The organism is Massilibacteroides sp., from assembly GCF_028705895.1.
In the GTDB taxonomy this organism is placed as follows: Bacteria; Bacteroidota; Bacteroidia; order Bacteroidales; family Tannerellaceae; genus Massilibacteroides.
The window spans coordinates 100,366-118,293 of record NZ_JAQWCQ010000002.1; the positions used below are offsets into that span (position 1 = coordinate 100,366).

Genomic DNA, 17,928 nt, shown 5'->3' on the forward strand with positions numbered 1-17,928 from the left:
TGATTGTTTTTTAGTAAAAGAAAAAGTTATCCTTCTTTTTATGTCACTATTTTTATGTTTCTTTGTAGCCAAAATAATCTAACAGTAAGTGAATCTTATAATAGAACAAGGAAATTCATCCTCTAAAGTTGCTGTTTATAGCGATGAAAGAATAGTAGAATACCTTCAATATAAAACACTGGAAGAGCAGACGTTGATGCCGTTGTTTGACAAATATCAATTAACGCAGGGAATCCTTTCTACTGTGATAGCCGTTGATGACGAGTTGAATAACTACCTGAAAGGACGGCTTGAACGTTTTATTTTTTTAGATGAAACAACCCGTTTACCTATAATAAATACATATAAAACACCGGCTACTTTAGGCAAAGATCGCATTGCGGCAGTTGTAGGTGCAAATTATCTGCATCCCGGACGAGATATCCTTGTTATTGATGCCGGAACGGCTATTACATATGACTTTATCAATGCCTTAGGAGTTTATCTCGGAGGGTCGATCTCTCCGGGCATGACAACCCGTTTCAAGGCATTAAATTATTATACAAGTCAGCTGCCCTTAGTGAAAGAGACAGAAGATATCCCACCCATTGGTTTTGATACTGTGAGTTCGATTCAGTCCGGGGTAGTAAATGGTATTATATATGAAATGAATAGCTATATTGAAGACTATCGAAGGAAATCCCCTTCTCTTTTGGTTTTTTTAACAGGAGGGCATTCGAATTATTTTGAAAGACGATTAAAAAATTCCATCTTTGCAGACATTAATTTAGTGTTGACAGGATTAAATAGAATCTTAGAGTATAATGTTGAAAATTAATAAGGTATTTATCATAACCTGCTTTTTATTCGTCCAGTTCTCCTTATTTGCTCAGAACAATACGAATTCTCCTTATACACGTTATGGTTATGGAGAGTTAGGAAATAAGTCGTTTGGAGCAGGACGAGCTATGGGCGGAATTGGCTATGGACTAAGATCGTCCAAACAAATAAACCCCATGAATCCGGCATCATATAGTGCCATTGATACAATGACATTTCTCTTTGATTTTGGTGTTTACGGACAGCTATCCTGGTTTGATGACGGAACCAATAAACAAAAAAACAAGAATGGTAATGTCGAATATATCGCATTGCAATTTCCGATAACAAACAGGTTGGCAATGAGTGCCGGAATCTTACCCTTTTCATATGTCGGATATGATTTTAACCATGTAGAGACAGTTGAGGGGGAAACATTTGTTAACAATTTTACCGGCAAAGGAGGATTAAACGATATCTACGCCGGCCTGTCTATGGATATATGGAAGAAGCGTCTTTCAGTTGGTGCAAATGTTGGTTATCTTTTTGGTTCCGTTACGCATAGTAGCTTATTGAGCTTTCCTTCATCTACGTCGGCATTAGGGATAGAAAAGAAACAGGAGATAAAAGTGAATGATTTGAAACTGGATTTAGGTATTCAATACACACATCCGTTAAGTAAAACCGAACAAATGACATTCGGGTTGGCTTATACTCCTTCGAATAAATTGAATACAAAGGTTTATAACTCGGTTCTCGAAGGTTCCGTGCTGACGATCGATACGTTGTCTAATTCCGTTTTCGATATTCCTGCTTCATATGGTTTCGGATTATCGTATGTGAAACAGAATAAACTGACAGCCGGGCTGGATTTTCTTTACGAAGAATGGGATAAAGCTACCTTTGGAGATGAAACGGATTTGTTCAATAATCGTTATCGTGTAGCGGGAGGGATTGAGTTTATTCCCGGTTATATGGAACGTTCCTTTTTTAAACGTATAAGATACCGTGCGGGTGTTCACTATGGTAATTCTTATCAAAAAGTTAATGCAAACACTTTAGGGACAAACGATAATGGATATGATGATTATGGAGCAAGTATAGGATTTGGATTGCCTTTGATAGATAACCGTTCGTTCTTGAATCTCTCGTTTGAGTATATGAGAATTAAGCCTCAGGCAAGATCCATGATCGATGAACAATACTTCAAAATAACAGTAAACTACACGTTCAACGAACAATGGTTCTATAAATTCAAATTAAAATAACAGAAAATTAAAACTCAAAGAAAAAATATGAAAACGAAAGTAGTATTATTGGCAACCGGATTACTGTTATCTGTGTCCGGTGCTTTCGCTCAAAAAGGAGTCGATAATGGAACCCGATTTGGTTCAGGAGAAGATAGTATTCGTTGTATAACCAATATAAGCTTGTTTGGCCCTTATGCTAAATCAGGTGATTACAAGAGTGCTTTAGAACCTTGGCAGATCGCTTATAATGAATGTCCGGCAGCAACTAAAGACATCTATCTTTATGGTGTTCGTATCGTAGAATGGCAGTTTTTAAATGAGAAAGACCCGGCAAAAAAAACTGAATATCTTAATAAACTTATGGCTGTTTATGATCAACGCGTAAAATATTTCGGGGATGATCGTCGTTATGGAAAAGATTGGATTGTTTCTCGTAAAGCGCAGGACTATGTGAAATTAGCAGGAGAAAATGCCGACTTTAATATGATGTATGGCTGGCTTAAAGAAGTTGTAGATGAATTTGGACAAAAGACTGAACCTTTGGCCGTAAATCTTTTCATGTTTGCCTCACATCAACGACTCATTGCTGATCCTGAAAAGAAGGGCGAGTTTGTTGAGAACTATCTGAAATCTACAGGAATTCTGGAAGCACAGTTAGAAGCGGCCAAAGCTGCCAATAACGAAAAGGAAATAACTGCTTTAACTACATTTAAAAGTAGTATTGATGCAAGCTTTGCAGGAAGTGGTGCTGCGGATTGCGATCTGTTGCAGAATCTATATGCCGATAAAGTAGAACAGAATAAAGATAATATAGAGTTTCTTAAGGAAACGATCTCTTTGCTTCGCAGAGTACGTTGTCAGGAAATTGAAGCTTATTTTGCCGCATCCGGTTATGTTCATGCAAAAGAACCTTCGGCAGAATCTGCTGTAGGACTTGGTAAACAAGCTGTAAAAAAGAAAGACTATAATGCAGCTATTTCATTCTTTGAAGAAGCGGCAAGTTTGGAAACTGACGCATTAGCCAAAGCGGATGATTACTATCTGATCGCATTGTTGAGCTTTGAACAGAATAGCTATTCAAAAGCAAGACAATACTGTTTGAAAGCCTTAGAAAACAATCCGAATTATGGAAATGCCTATTTATTAATCGGTAAAATGTATGCAGCAACTGCCGGCTCAATTTATCCTAATGATGCGGTGTTGAAGAAAACTGTTTATTATGCTGCTGTGGATAAATTCGAAAAAGCAAAACAAGTTGATTCTTCGTGTGCTGCTGATGCTTCTGCTCTGATTTCTACTTATCGTGCTTATTTCCCTTCTACAGAAGAGATTTTCATGCATCCTGATTTGGAAAAAGGTAAAGCTGTCACAATCGGAGGTTGGATCGGTGAACGTACTGTTGTAAGATAATATAAAAGTATAGAATGCGTTTTCTTTGTAAAACGAATAATGCACAAAGCATAACAGCTAATATAACATTAGTTGTTATGCTTCTTTTATTTCTGCTTTCTTGTGGAAAAGAAAAAACAGAAGTTGTTGAGGTCGTTTTTGATCCCGAAACGACTTATACAATGAAAGCAACAGATATTACAGAATTAATCTCTGATTCAGGAGTTATCCGCTATAAAATAATTGCTAAAGAATGGTATGTGTATGATAAAGCAGAAGAACCTTATTGGTTGTTTCCAAAAGGAGCATACCTGGAACGTTTCGATTCTTTATTTAATAAAGATGCAAGTATTAAAGCAGATACCATTTATCGTTATGTAAAGAAGGATTTGTGGGAACTGATTGGAAATGTGAAAGTTCTAAGTTTAAAAGGAGAGAAGTTTGATACGGATCATCTTTTTTGGGATCAGAAAGCCGGCAGATTTTACTCAGATGAATATATCCGGGTTGAACGAGAAGATAAAATTATCACTGGAATTGGTTTCGAGTCTAATCAAGATATGACAAAATATAATGTGTTTGATTCACAAGCCATTTTACCTGTGAACGAAATGGCTTCTGATACTACGACGGAAGTTGCTGATTCGACTCTTGTATTGCCTGTCGATTAACCATCGGCTAAAAAAAATAGAATAAAAGAGATAATAAATTCTTTTTTTGTATCTTCGTGCGCTTAAAATGGAGAATATAAACTTTAAAAAACAAATAATATAAATGGCTACGCTTGAAAAAATTAGAAACAAGGCCGGACTTTTGGTTGTTGTTGTCGGAGTGGCTTTGTTCGCCTTCATTATTGGAGACTTCTTAAATTCCGGATCAACCTTTTTTAGACAATCTCAAGAAAAAATTGCCGAAATTAATGGAGAAGTAATCAGTATTCATGATTATCAGGCGCGAGTGGATGAAATGACTGAGGTGTATAAAATGCAGACCGGTTCGAATAATTTATCCGAAGAGTTGATGAGTCAGGTACGCGAATCAGTGTTTCAATCTATCACACAAGAAACATTATTAAAAGAACTTACTTCAAAAATTGGTATAACCGTAACTCCTGAGGAGTTGTTTGATATGGTACAAGGGGAAAATGTATCTCCGATGATTCAACAAATGCCAATGTTTCAAAATCCTGAAACGAAAACTTTTGATAAAGCAGCTTTATTGAATTTTCTTAAAACAATAGATGATGATAATATTGCTACATTCCCGGCAGACCAACAGGGACAGTTGATTCAGGCAAAAAACTTTTGGTTGTTTTGGGAAAAGAATATCAAACAGCAGGCTTTGAATAATAAAGTTAGTACATTATTAGCAAAAACTATTTCTGCTAATGTGTTAGATGCAAAAGACCTGTTTGAGTCTAAAGCTGAAAATTCAGATATTTTATATACGCATCAATCTTATAGTACTATTCCGGACTCTGCTGTAGTTGTTTCGGATAGTGAGGTTAAAAAAATGTACGAACAACGAAAAGAGGCATATAAACAAGACGAAGGACGTGTTATTAAATATATATCAGTAGATATTACGCCAAGTCAGGAAGATTATGACAAAGCGAAAGGAGAAGCGGAAAAACTTCGTGAGGAGTTGATCACTTCAGATAAAGTTGCCGATATTGTAAACGATGCATCTGAAACTCCTTATGTTAATGCTTTTGTTAGTAATAAGAGCCTTGATTCCAAAGCCAAAGTTTTTGTTAATACTTCAGAAGTCGGAACCGTGTCGGACATTGATTTCCAAGATAATAAATATCGCTTCATGAAATTTGTTGATAAAACTGTAGCTCCAGATTCCGTAAAAGTAGCTCATATCATGTTAGCTACAACGTCAACAGCTCAGGCTGATAGCTTGAAAACAGTTCTTGATAAAGGAGGTAATTTTGGAGAATTGGCAAAAGAATACTCGCTGGATACTAATTCTGCTCAAAACAATGGTGAGTTAGGTTGGTTTACTGAAATTGCAGCATTGAGTAATATAAATGAAGAGTTTAAAAATGCAGTCTTTTCTTTGCCGGTAAACTCAGTAAGCATTGTTGAAAGTCTATACGGAATACATATTATTAAAGTGCTCGAAAAAACTTCTTCAGTTGAAAAATATAAGTTGGCTAATGTTGAATTTACGGTAACACCAAGTTCTAAAACATATAGTAATATATATAATGATTTGAATCAGTTTGTTGCAAAGAATAATAAAGCTGACAAATTAGATGAAGCTGCAAAAGAAGCCGGTTATAGTTTAACGTCTAATGTGACGGTAACAGCTAAAGATCAGACTTTAGGATTTATTCAAAATAGTCGCCCGGTAATACGTTGGGCCTTTGAACACGATAAAGGTAATATGTCCGAAATTTTCGAGTGTGATAATAGATTTGTTGTTGCAGCCGTTCAGGGAAAACTAAAAGAAGGTTATAGATCCTTGAATTCTCTATCTGCAGAGTTAAAAAGAGAATTAGCTATACAGAAGAAAGGTGAAAAAATTGTAGAAGATCTTACTTCAAAGAATTTTACTTCATTAGAAGCATATGCCGGAGTAACAGGAAATGCTGTTGACACTGTTAAGTTCATAAATTTTGCGACGAGAAGTATTGCAGGTATGGGTGTTGAACCTAAGTTAAATGCTTATATTTCATTAGCAAAAATAAATGAATTGAACGCACCTGTTGCAGGAACGAATGGCGTATATATCTTTAAGGTCTATAATAGAGAAAAAAGCGCAGAAGAATATAATGAGAAAAATTTGATAGAAGAATTGAATCAGGCGAATCTTTATAGAATTGGCTATGGTTTATCAGCGGAACTTGTGAAAATGTCTGAAATAAAAGATAATCGTATTCGCTTCTATTAATTCGAAAGATAAATAGGATATTAAGACTGCCGTGCAGAAATGTGCGGCAGTTTTTTTTAACTTTGTCTGTCTAAATAGGAATTAAAGGTATGGATGAAAAAAAGTTTTTATTGGGTAAAACTTTGTCAGAACTAAAAAATATTGTTTCCGAAGTTGGATTGCCTGTTTATGCTGCAGGTCAGATTGCCGATTGGCTTTATAAGAAAAAAGTATCTTTGATCTCAGATATGACAAATATTTCATTGGCAAACAGGACTAAGCTGGAAGAACTATATCAAGTTGGTGTGTCAGAGCCTGTTCATTCAATGAAGTCTATTGATGGAACAGTTAAATACCTTTTTGAAGTTAATAAAAAACGTACCGTTGAGACTGTATATATTCCGACAGATGATCGTGCAACCTTGTGTGTGTCATCTCAGGTGGGATGTAAAATGAATTGTTTGTTTTGTATGACTGGTAAACAAGGATTTACTGCAAATCTTACATCCAATGAAATTATGAATCAGATCAGATCGGTACCTGATGCTGAAAAATTAACAAACCTGGTTTTTATGGGAATGGGTGAACCTTTAGATAATACAGACGAATTATTTAAAGTCCTGGAAATTCTAACCTCTTCATATGGTTATGCATGGAGTCCAAAGCGTATTACCGTTTCTACAATAGGTATAACCAAAGGCTTAAAACAATTTCTCGATGAAAGCGATTGTCACTTAGCCGTGAGCCTTCATTCTCCATTTCCAAATGAAAGACTTAATCTTATGCCGGTTGAGAAGGCGTATCCTTCGCATGAAGTAATAGATTTGATTAGAAAATATGATTTTGCTCATCAACGAAGAGTCTCTTTTGAATATATTGTTTTTAATGATCTTAATGATACTTCTCGCCATGCTGACGAACTTGCTGCTTTGCTACGGGGCATTCCATGTCGCGTGAACCTGATACGCTTTCACGCTATTCCTAATGTCGATTTGACAAGTCCTGACATGAATAAAATGATGAAGTTTCGTGACATGTTGAATTCTAAAGGTGTTGTCTGTACAATAAGATCTTCGCGGGGAGAAGATATTTTTGCGGCATGTGGAATGCTCTCAAGCGCAAAAGAGAGCTGATGAATCTAATCTTTGTTAATTAAAAAAAGTATATTTGTAAAATATAAATCGAATAAATATGAAAACACATTATTTGCTAATTAACACATTACTTTTAATTCTGTTTTTAGGAGGGTGTAATTCTTCAGGTTTAGTTTTACCACAAGGAACAGGTTGGCCTTATGAAGCAGTAGTTGTAATGAATCAAAAATATTGGGATAATGAAGTTGGAGCTGCACTACAGAAAAATATGGGGGCACCAATTCCATTCTTACCACGCCCTGAACCGGCTATGAAGTTGACCAAGATAATTCCTCAACATTTTGATGGTATTCTGCAATATGCAAAAAATATTGTTATTATAAATATTAATGCTTCAACATATACAAAAGTATCTTTAAATCATGAAGTGAATAAATGGGCTCAGAATCAAGTGGTTTTGAAAGTCTCTTCACCAGATGAAAAAATGCTTATCGATTTTTTACAGAATCAACCCGATGCTATTGTTGACTTCTTTACTAAAGTGGAGATGAAAAGAGCACTCAGCGTTGTTGAAGAAAAATACAGTGTTCCTGTAATGGAAAAATTAGAAGCTAAATTTGGGATACGTTTGAATGTGCCTTCAGATATGACATCATTCCGTGATACAACGGATTTTTTCTGGACATCCAACAATGCAACATCGAGTAGGATGGACGTGGTTGTTTATTCCTTCCCATATTCAGATAAAAACACATTTACTGTGGATTATCTGATTAATAAAAGAGATTCTGTATTACGGGAAAATCTGCCGGGAGCCTACCCCAATTCATTTATGGCAACAGAATTAAGAGCTCCGATTGATTATAAGGCTATTACATTCCTTGGAAAATATGCGGGAGTAACAAGAGGCCTATGGAAAATGGTAGGAGATATGATGGGAGGACCATTTGTGAGTTTGACACGTTTAGATGAAAAAAATAATAAGGTAATAGTGGCTGAAGTTTTTGTATATGCGCCCGAATCTGATAAAAGAAATGTTATCAGACGCGGAGAGGCGTCTCTATATACCTTACGTTTACAAGATGAATTTAATATCTCACTTGACAAATCGTTGGATGAGAAAAAAAGCAATTAAACGATAATATTGATGGACAACAGGCTAATTAAAGTTGGGATAACGCATGGCGATATTAATGGTATTGGTTATGAGGTTATTTTAAAAACTTTTTCAGATAATAGGGTGGCAGAATTATGTACACCTATCATTTATGGCTCTTCTAAAATAGCAGCTTATCATAGAAAAGCTCTGGATCTGGCACCGGTTAATATGAATGTGATATCCAATGCGGAAGATGCTGGCGAAAACAGGTTGAATATTATAAATTGTGTTGATGATGAAACTAAAGTAGAATTAGCGCAGTCAACCAAAGTTGCTGGAGAAGCTGCATATAAAGCGCTCGAAACTGCAGTCTCAGATCTGAAAAAAGGCCTGATTGATGTTCTCGTAACAGCTCCGATCAACAAAAATAATATTCAGAATGACGACTTTACTTTTCCAGGACATACGGAATATCTTGAAAAATGTTTCAATCAGAATGGGACAAATGCATTGATGATTCTGATGAAAGAAGAGCTTCGTGTAGCCCTTGTTACAGGACATATTCCTTTATCGGAAGTCGTGAAAAAAGTTGATAAAGAAACGATCGTTGATAAACTTCTGGTTTTTAATAAATCATTAATTCAGGATTTTGGAGTAATAAAACCTCGTATTGCGGTTTTGTCTTTAAATCCTCATGCCGGAGATAGAGGATTAATCGGTAATGAGGAAGAGACCGTTATATTGCCTGCAATGCAAGAGGCCGAATCTAAAGGAGTAATGTCGTTTGGTCCTTATCCGGCCGACGGTTTTTTTGGCTCGTCTATGTACGAAGAGTTTGACGGTGTTCTTGCTATGTATCATGATCAGGGATTGGCACCGTTTAAAACGCTGGCAATGGAAGAAGGCGTTAATTTTACTGCCGGATTGCCGATTGTCCGTACATCTCCGGCTCATGGTACAGCTTATGATATTGCCGGAAAAAATATTGCATCAGAAGTTTCATTCAGACAGGCACTCTATACTGCGATGGATGTGTACAGATGTAGAATAGCTTATAAAGAAGCTACAGCCAACCCTTTACGTAAACAGTATTTTGATAAAGGCGGTGATAACGAGAAGTTGGATTTGACGAAAGACGATGAAGCTTAATTTTTTTTTGTAAAAAAAGAATGTGTAAGTTTGTATCATAAATTATAACGATACTATTTGTATGTTTAAGGATAAGACGATTGTATATACTTCGGGTACATTTGATATGTTTCATTATAATCATTTGCGAATGATCAATTATGCCCGTAGTTTAGCTGATATTTTGATAGTAGGAGTAAGTACGGACGAATTAGTTTCGTCATATAAAGCAGCTCCTATTATCCCTTTCAATGAAAGACTTCAGATAATAGAAGCATTAAAGACTCCTGATATTGTAATACCCCAACACTCTTTGGATCATACCGAAATTGTGAAAAAGCTAAATATTGATGCATTTGTTGTAGGGGATGATTGGTTCGGTAAATATGATTACCTGAAGGATTTAGGTGTACAGGTGTTCTATTTTCCTTACGGGACAGGTGTCTCTTCATCCACACTAAAAAAAGCAATTCACGATTCTTACGAGGCAAATTTAAAGCTTCAACAAAAAGCTAAGCCGGTAACGGTTAAACATAGTGTGGAATAACGCTTTATGAAGAGAGTTGCGTTAATTACTGGAGGGACAAAAGGAATAGGACGTGCAATTGCTACTACGCTGGCACAAAAAGGATATAATCTGATCCTGACTTATTCTACAGACCACAAGTCCGCTGAAGATACGGCTGTTGCCCTTCTAAAGGATTATAAGGTTGAGACTCGTCTTCTTCAAGCGGATATTACAATGCCAGACTCGATAGGGCAGATAGATAAATATATTGAAGATTATGATCTCAGGATTGATGCATTGATCTTAAATGCCGGAATTACCTGTCGCGACACTTTTGAAGAAATAACACTTAAAGACTGGGAAAGAGTTTTCTTTGCGAATGTACATTTCCCTGTTTTTCTTTTACAAAAAATAATAGGAAAGATAAACGCAGGAGGTTCTGTTGTCTTTACCGGTTCTTTGATGGGGATAGAGCCTCATTCCGTTTCGTTAGCTTATGGTGTCTCAAAAACAGCCGTACATTCTTTGGTTAAGAATCTGGTGAAGTTTTTAGTTCCGTATGATTTGAGAGTGAACGCGGTTGCTCCGGGATTTGTAGATACCGAATGGCAGAAAACGAAACCTGCTGAAATCCGCAAAAATATTGAGTCGAAAATAGCTGTAGGAAGGTTTTGTAAACCGGAAGAAATAGGGAATGTTTTCCTTATGTTGATAGAAAATACTTATTTTAACGGAGAAGTCGTCGTAGTTGACGGAGGATATTTATACAAATAAAAGAATTAATTTGATGGGAGATATTAATAAAGAGTACGAAGCGTCGCTAAAATCAATTGAAACAGAAAATAAAGTTGATCGTGTTTTTTATCGTCCTATCGGATTTCGTATTGCACGGCTTTTGAAAGATACAGGGATAACTCCTAATGTCATTACGATCATATCCATTTTTGTAGGTGGAGTCGTAGGGTATTTCTTTTATGTAAACAATATAGTATATACTATAATCGGTATTCTACTCCTTGTTTTTGCTAATATTCTGGATTGTGTAGATGGTCAATTAGCCAGAATGACAGGCATAAAATCAGCAATAGGTCGTATTTTAGACGGAATGGCCGGCGATATATGGTTTACTTCTATCTATATTGGTTTTGCGCTTCGTCTGATGAATATTTACGATACCGCGTGGTTCTTTGGCCTTGCCGTATTATCCGGATTATCTCATTTGATTCAGGCTAATATAACAGATTATTATAAAACATTACATTTGTTTTTTATTAGTAAAGAAAAAGGATCGGAGTTTCAATCCTTACAACAAGTAAAGGAGAAACATAAAGCTATGAAGCCGGGTATAAACAAGACTTTTTATCTTCTTTATATAGGATATACCTATCTACAGGTAAAAGCAACTCCTTGTTTGCAGAAAATGCTGGCGCAATTGTCTGCTCAATTCGGAGATGATATCCCTGACAATATAAGACAAAATTTTCGTTCGAGAAGTTTAGCATTGATGCCATATATTGATTTGCTTACATTTAATGGACGCACAATCGTAATGTTCATTATTGTATTGACCGGACATGTCTGGATTTATTTTCTCTATGAAATAATCGTACTTAATCTTGTGCTGATATTCGTAATGAATAGGCATGAAAAAATGTGTGCGGCTTTTTTGAAATAATTTGCTTATGAAAAAAACTGTTGTTGATATTAATGATCTGCAAAAGCTCAGTTCTTTTTTCAACACGACGATAGGGCGTTTTTTAGGTAATTGGTTCTTGAAAATATTTTGTGTTGAAAAAGTGAATAAGGTTCATAGCCGGAATTGTCATTTGCGTGGATCTGAGTTTACGTCTGCTTTATTGTCTGATCCTTTGATTGATCTCAAGTATGTCGTACATAATAAGGAAATTCTGGGCCAACTTCCGAAAGGAGCTTTTGCTACTATATCTAATCATCCCATTGGTTCGTTAGACGGAATAATTCTGATTGATATCTTTGCCTCAATCCGACCTGATTTTAAAGTAATGGTTAACGGAGTTCTGGAGAATATCGGAGCTATGGAAGATAACTTTATTTCTGTTAAGCCTGATTCTAAAAAAGAAGGAGCTAATCTTCAGAATGTAAATGGAGTTAGAGAATCTTTAAGCAGGCTGAGGCATGGTTCACCTGTAGGCTTTTTCCCTGCAGGAGCAATTTCATTTTATAATAAAAAAGAAAAGAGAATAAAAGACTTAGCTTGGACTCATAGTGTGGTTAAACTAATAAAAAAAGCCAAAGTTCCTATTTGTCCTGTTTTTTTTGATTTTTATAATACAGGCTTTTTCTATTGGTTAGGCCGGATCGACTGGCGAATAAGGACATTGCGTATTCCTGCAGAAGCATTTAATAAACGGGGTAAAATAGCAGATGTCTATATTGGTAATCTGATTTCGGTAGAAGAGATTCAAAATCTTGATGACGAAGATTTAGCAAGCTATCTTTATGAAGCAACGTATAACGCTAAAAATATCCCTCAAAAGTAGATTCGCGTGTAAATAGTGGATTTATGAATTAAGATTCGTAATTTTGTGGCTTAACAGGACTTTTAATAGGATGTATTATCAAAATGAAGATCGACGTACAACAAATTAAGCAGCGTTTTGGAATCATAGGAAACAGTCCTCTTTTAAATAGGGCGATTGATGTGGCATTACAGGTGGCTCCAACAGATCTGTCGGTGTTGATAACCGGTGAGAGTGGGGTTGGTAAAGAGAGTTTTCCGCAGATTATACATCTAAATAGTGCAAGAAAGCACGGACAATATATTGCCGTAAACTGTGGCGCTATCCCAGAAGGAACAATAGACTCAGAATTGTTTGGTCACGAAAAAGGATCGTTTACCGGGGCGTTAGCTGACAGGAAGGGATATTTTGAAGTCGCAGATGGAGGAACTATTTTCTTGGACGAAGTAGGGGAGTTGCCCATTCCTACGCAAGCACGACTGCTTCGTGTATTGGAATCCGGTGAATTTATTAAAGTCGGTTCTTCAAAAGTCCTGAAGACAAATGTACGTATTGTTGCAGCAACGAATGTTAATCTTACACAAGCCGTTGCCGAGGGTAAATTCAGAGAAGATTTGTTTTATCGTTTAAGTACTGTGCCTATAATGGTGCCATCCCTGCGTGAGCGTCCCGATGATATTTATCTTTTATTTCGCAAGTTTGCAGGTGATTGTGCTGAAAAATATCGTATGCCTGCCATTAAACTAAGTGATGATGCCAAACAATTGTTGCAATCTTACCGATGGCCGGGCAATGTCAGAGAACTAAAGAACTTGACAGAGCGTATTTCGGTCATAGAAGAAGAACGGACAATTACATCTGATACTCTGAAACAATATCTTCCTGATTCTCAAGTAGAGAAATTGCCTGTTTTAGTGAAAAACGCATCCGACTATAAAATGTTTAATAGTGAACGGGAAATACTATATCAAGTGCTTTTTGATATGAAAAAGGATGTGAACGAATTAAAAGAATTAGTTCATGGTCTTATGTCGGGCAGTATTGCCGTAACAACAAAAGAAGACGAACCCAATTTTACGCACCATACTCATCACCCTAAAGTACATCATATGGATCATGTGATCCAAGAGGCGGAAACAGTTGAAGAAACCCTTTCTTTAGAAGATGCAGAAAAGGAAATGATTCGAAGAACATTAGAAAAATATAATGGAAGAAGAAAAAGTGCGGCTGCAGAACTTAAAATTTCTGAACGTACTTTGTATCGAAAAATCAAAGAATACAACCTTGAATAAATTAAAGACGATGCAAAATAAAACGAATATAGTCGCTTTTTTTATGTTTTTCCTGTTGATTTTGGCTGGATGTTCAATCTCTTATACCTTTAATGGGGCTTCGATTGATTATACCAAAGTTAAATCTATTACAATTCGTGATTTTCCGAATCAAGCCCCTTTGGTGTATCCTCCCTTGGCTCAGTCTTTCACTGAAGGTCTAAAAGATAAATATATCCGACAAACACGTTTGCAAATCACTCCCGATAATGGCGATCTGTCTTTAGAAGGAGAAATTACGGGTTATGCTTTTTCGCAGTTGGCCGTAAAAGAAGATGCTTATGCATCGGAAACACAGTTGACAATTACAATCCGTGTCCGTTATCAAAATCAAGTAAGTCCCGAAGAAGACTTTGAGCAAACTTTTTCAGCCTACCGTACTTTTCAAAATGACCAGATGCCTCAGGACGTACAAGACGAACTTTGCCAGGAGATTATAGAAGAATTAGCCGATCAGATTTATAATGCCACAGTAGCTAATTGGTAAATGGAAACTTCTTTTCCATATCAGCTTATAGAAGATGCTTCATTGTTTACGGATGAAACATTAGTTCGTCTAAAACAGATTGTCGATCGTTATCCGTGTTTTTCTGTTGCTAAGATATTATACCTGAAGAATCTGGCGGTCCTTAACGATCCGATTTTCCCATCCGAATTAAAAAGATTAGCTATATCCATCCCTGATAGACGAAAATTATTTCTTTTGATTGAAGATAAACTACCTCATCAATCGTCTATTACAATGGTAAAAGAAGAAGAACGAACAGACGCTTTTGGCTTGATAGAAGAATTCTTGTCGAGCCAGCAGACTTCTACTTCTTCTGATTTGAATGATCTGTTGCTTAATTCTTCTGTTTCTTCAGATTATATCTATTGGTCAATGTCCAAACAAACGAAATCCGAAGAACCTGAAACGGCGAAACTTGAACATCATCAACTTATAGATTCATTTATAGCCGAAGATGAAAAACGACCAAGAAGACTGTCTCTAATGTCGGATTCTGAGTCTGACAAACAAGTGGATCAGCCTGATGAGGCGCTTGAACCTGACTTTTTAAAACCTCAGGATGATTCGTTTTTTACAGAAACATTAGCCCAGATTTATATAAAACAAAAGCGCTATGAACGTGCCTTACAAATAATTGAAAAATTAAGCTTGAAATATCCGGAAAAAAATGTTTACTTTGCAGACCAAATACGATTCCTTGAAAAATTGATTATTAACAATAAAAATATAAAATAAGATGTATGTATTTATTTCAGTTCTGATCCTTATAGCATCATTACTATTAATCTTGATTGTGTTGATTCAGAATTCAAAAGGAGGAGGTCTTGCTTCCGGTTTTTCTTCATCTAATCAGATTATGGGAGTTCGTAAAACAACAGACTTTCTTGAAAAAGCTACTTGGACTTTGGCAGGAACTGTTATTGTATTAAGTATTGTCATTACTTCTTTTATCCCTCATTCTCAAACTGTACAACAATCAGAAATCAGAGAACAGGTGAATGAGGCAGTAGCTGTTGATCCGGGAACCGTTGCTCCTAATTTTGGAACTGCGCAACAAGCACCCGAAGAGGCTCCTGCAACAACTCCGGAGAAAGAAGAAAAATAAAATAGTTGTAATCGAGTGAATAAAAAAATAAGGTGTGTCAATTCTGGCACACCTTATTTTTTTATTCATGATCTATTTTTTATTTCAAACCTAATTTACTTTTTATAGCATTAGGTATTGCATTCTTGTGAACAACAATATTCATTGTTTTGTAACTTACAAACGCTTCAGAAGCATACCAAGTTCCTTTGTATTTATTGTCTGTTCCCCATGAGTTTTTAACCATATAGAATTTTGTACCATTCTGATCTTTAGCAATGCCGTATATCTGCATGCCGTGATCATCTGTTGTCTGGTAATTATCATAAGCTTGTTGGCGTAATTCTTGAGTGATAGTAAGCTCTTTACAAGGGCTTTCCAACATCTTTCTGATCTTTTCATCCTTTTCTTTACTGCTAAGTCCTACCCATTTGTCCTGATCAGAACCGGAAGTTTCCATCGCTTCAATATCCGGAACTACCGCTACACCATTACGGGTAAATCCCTTTTCACTTACATCAGATCCCCAAGCAATTGTATAACCTGTATTTATTGCATTGTCAAAAACCTGCATGAACTCATCAAGAGGCAGGTTGTATGATTGAGACCAACGCCAGTTGTCTTGTATTTCTAAAGCAAAACTGGAATAAAAAGGCTGATGTGTGTAAGACGTTAATGAAACATAGTCATCCGGATTTACTCCTAATTCAGCGACAAAACTCTTTGGAGTGTATTCTTTGCCGTTATAGGTGAACTTTTGAGGAAGTTCTCCTAAATAAGCATCAATTGTAGCCTCAAATCCTTTCTTCCAGGCAGAGGACAGTTTGCCGTTTTTGTTCCCGACAACTGCTTTCACATAGGCACTTGTTACGGCCTCTAATTCACCATGAACGTGATTGTCTTCCCCGTATTCCAATCCCTTCATTACTGACTCCGGAACAATACCATAATGTTTTAATACATACATCACATCATAAAAAGATCCTCCCTGAGAATAAGGACTTACTCCATGAGTACGTACATATTTATCACCTTTGTCACGATAAGAATGACTAACAACGAACATTTCTGATAGATCATGTTCTCCTTTTCCCATACGGATCAATTCTGATTCGATGAATCCTAAACCGGAGTATGACCAGCATGTACCGGCACGGTTTTGGTTTTCTACAGGTGTAATCTTAAGTTCCTTAACAGGAGTGAATACATAGCCTTTCTCTTCCTGGGCTGATACGGTAGAGAAGGCGATAACCGACAATAAGGCAGCCGATACAATAATTTTCTTCATTTTATATCTGTTTTAAGAGGTTATTTGCTACAAATATACAACAACGGAGCCATTCTATCCTGCATTTTTATTTACTTTTGTCTTTGTTGTCAAACTTAGTAACAGAGAATAAATGAAAATAACAATTATCGGAGCGGGAAATATAGGTTTAGCCATAGCCCGTGGGATAGCAAAAGGTAGCCATGCCACTTCTTCAGATATTACTTGCACCGTACGTACAGAAGATTCTTATAACCGTTTAATAGCCACGGATTGTGAATTTAATCTCCTGCGAGATAATATTGAAGCCGTGAGAGGTGCAGACATAATTATTCTTGCCGTAAAACCTTGGCGAATAGAAGAAGTCTTGTTCCAGGTTCGTCCGTCGTTAGATGATAAACAGATCATTGTATCAGTTGCTGCGGGAATAACGTTTGAACAACTGAATTCTTATCTGACACGAAATATGGATTATGATTCGGTTTCCCTGCCTGCATTATTTCGTGTTATGCCTAATACCGCGATTGAAGTAGGGAGCAGCATGACGTTTGTTTCTGCCTTCAACACGACGGAAGAGCAAACAAATCTTGTCTTAGACCTTTTTCGCGAATTAGGTAACGCTTTACTTGTTGAAGAACGTTTGATGGGGCCGGGAACAGCTCTTGCCTCCAGCGGTATTGCTTTTGCGATGCGTTATATGCGTGCCGCAATCGAAGGAGGAGTAGAGTTGGGGTTTTATCCGAAAGAAGCACAGGAAATCGTAGTTCATACGGTTAAGGGTGCTGTAGATCTGCTGCTTACAAATAGATCGAATCCGGAAACAGAAATAGACAAAGTGACTACTCCGGGTGGCGTTACAATCAAGGGATTAAATGAAATGGAATTATCCGGTTTTACTTCATCCGTGATTCGTGGGTTAAAAGCCAGCAAATAAAACGACATTCTGTTTTCCTCGTCGTTTTTTAACTATATTTCCTCTATAAATTAAAGTCCACGTATCGTCTTCTCCTATGCATGTGATAAGAGATTAAAAAAATTTCCTCTTCGAGCTTTATGCTCAGACGCAATTCCTTGCCTGAACGCTCCTTTATACC

General features: G+C 36.5%; 18 protein-coding genes. 17 read left to right on the top strand and 1 reads right to left on the bottom strand.

The window, feature by feature from the left end; genetic code table 11:
- Positions 1-88: 88 nt before the first annotated feature.
- The 16 genes from PHT93_RS01060 to secG all read left to right on the top strand — a co-directional run bounded on the left by PHT93_RS01060 (position 89) and on the right by secG (position 15,588).
- Entirely contained in the window at positions 89-817 is a 729-nt protein-coding gene (locus PHT93_RS01060) for a type III pantothenate kinase (RefSeq protein WP_300238416.1), read from the top strand.
- Complete coding sequence (locus PHT93_RS01065) at positions 804-2,066, top strand: hypothetical protein (RefSeq protein WP_300238417.1); 1,263 nt, start codon at positions 804-806, stop codon at positions 2,064-2,066. Before PHT93_RS01060 ends, PHT93_RS01065 begins: the two co-directional genes overlap by 14 nt.
- Positions 2,067-2,093: 27 nt before the next feature.
- Positions 2,094-3,458 (top strand): hypothetical protein, encoded by a 1,365-nt coding sequence (locus tag PHT93_RS01070; RefSeq protein WP_300238419.1) that lies wholly within the window; start codon positions 2,094-2,096, stop codon positions 3,456-3,458.
- 14 nt (positions 3,459-3,472) lie between these two features.
- Positions 3,473-4,108 (top strand): LPS export ABC transporter periplasmic protein LptC, encoded by a 636-nt coding sequence (gene lptC, locus PHT93_RS01075; protein WP_300238421.1) that lies wholly within the window; start codon positions 3,473-3,475, stop codon positions 4,106-4,108.
- A 103-nt stretch (positions 4,109-4,211) separates the two neighbouring features.
- Positions 4,212-6,338, top strand: coding sequence for a SurA N-terminal domain-containing protein (locus PHT93_RS01080; RefSeq protein ID WP_300238423.1), 2,127 nt, complete (start codon positions 4,212-4,214; stop codon positions 6,336-6,338).
- Positions 6,339-6,427: 89 nt separating this feature from the next.
- A complete protein-coding gene (gene rlmN / locus PHT93_RS01085; protein WP_300238425.1) occupies positions 6,428-7,450 on the top strand; it encodes a 23S rRNA (adenine(2503)-C(2))-methyltransferase RlmN in 1,023 nt (340 codons plus the stop codon).
- Positions 7,451-7,508: 58 nt separating this feature from the next.
- A complete protein-coding gene (locus PHT93_RS01090) occupies positions 7,509-8,546 on the top strand; it encodes a DUF4837 family protein (protein WP_300238428.1) in 1,038 nt (345 codons plus the stop codon).
- 12 nt (positions 8,547-8,558) lie between these two features.
- The gene (gene pdxA / locus PHT93_RS01095) at positions 8,559-9,659 is read left to right on the top strand and encodes a 4-hydroxythreonine-4-phosphate dehydrogenase PdxA (RefSeq protein ID WP_300238430.1); all 1,101 of its coding nucleotides are present in this window, start codon (positions 8,559-8,561) and stop codon (positions 9,657-9,659) included.
- A 61-nt stretch (positions 9,660-9,720) separates the two neighbouring features.
- Positions 9,721-10,185, top strand: coding sequence for an adenylyltransferase/cytidyltransferase family protein (locus PHT93_RS01100; RefSeq protein ID WP_300238432.1), 465 nt, complete (start codon positions 9,721-9,723; stop codon positions 10,183-10,185).
- Positions 10,186-10,191: 6 nt separating this feature from the next.
- Positions 10,192-10,920: an SDR family oxidoreductase gene (locus PHT93_RS01105; protein ID WP_300238435.1), complete on the top strand. Its 729-nt coding sequence runs from the start codon at positions 10,192-10,194 to the stop codon at positions 10,918-10,920.
- A gap of 13 nt (positions 10,921-10,933) precedes the next feature.
- Complete coding sequence (locus tag PHT93_RS01110; RefSeq protein ID WP_300238437.1) at positions 10,934-11,821, top strand: CDP-alcohol phosphatidyltransferase family protein; 888 nt, start codon at positions 10,934-10,936, stop codon at positions 11,819-11,821.
- A gap of 7 nt (positions 11,822-11,828) precedes the next feature.
- On the top strand, positions 11,829-12,665 hold the full coding sequence (locus PHT93_RS01115; protein WP_300238440.1) for a lysophospholipid acyltransferase family protein: 837 nt from the start codon (positions 11,829-11,831) through the stop codon (positions 12,663-12,665).
- 83 nt (positions 12,666-12,748) lie between these two features.
- Positions 12,749-13,936, top strand: a complete 1,188-nt coding sequence (locus tag PHT93_RS01120; RefSeq protein ID WP_300238443.1) for a sigma-54 dependent transcriptional regulator — start codon at positions 12,749-12,751, stop codon at positions 13,934-13,936.
- A gap of 10 nt (positions 13,937-13,946) precedes the next feature.
- Positions 13,947-14,462, top strand: coding sequence for an LptE family protein (locus PHT93_RS01125; protein ID WP_300238459.1), 516 nt, complete (start codon positions 13,947-13,949; stop codon positions 14,460-14,462).
- Entirely contained in the window at positions 14,463-15,218 is a 756-nt protein-coding gene (locus PHT93_RS01130) for a hypothetical protein (RefSeq protein ID WP_300238445.1), read from the top strand.
- 1 nt (position 15,219) lies between these two features.
- Complete coding sequence (gene secG / locus PHT93_RS01135; protein WP_300238448.1) at positions 15,220-15,588, top strand: preprotein translocase subunit SecG; 369 nt, start codon at positions 15,220-15,222, stop codon at positions 15,586-15,588.
- 79 nt (positions 15,589-15,667) lie between these two features.
- Here the strand turns inward: secG and PHT93_RS01140 are convergent, their stop codons facing one another.
- The gene (locus PHT93_RS01140) at positions 15,668-16,855 is read right to left on the bottom strand and encodes a C1 family peptidase (RefSeq protein ID WP_300238451.1); all 1,188 of its coding nucleotides are present in this window, start codon (positions 16,853-16,855) and stop codon (positions 15,668-15,670) included.
- A 112-nt stretch (positions 16,856-16,967) separates the two neighbouring features.
- Between PHT93_RS01140 and proC the strand changes: the two genes are divergently transcribed.
- Positions 16,968-17,768, top strand: a complete 801-nt coding sequence (gene proC / locus PHT93_RS01145) for a pyrroline-5-carboxylate reductase (RefSeq protein WP_300238453.1) — start codon at positions 16,968-16,970, stop codon at positions 17,766-17,768.
- Positions 17,769-17,928 lie beyond the last annotated feature (160 nt).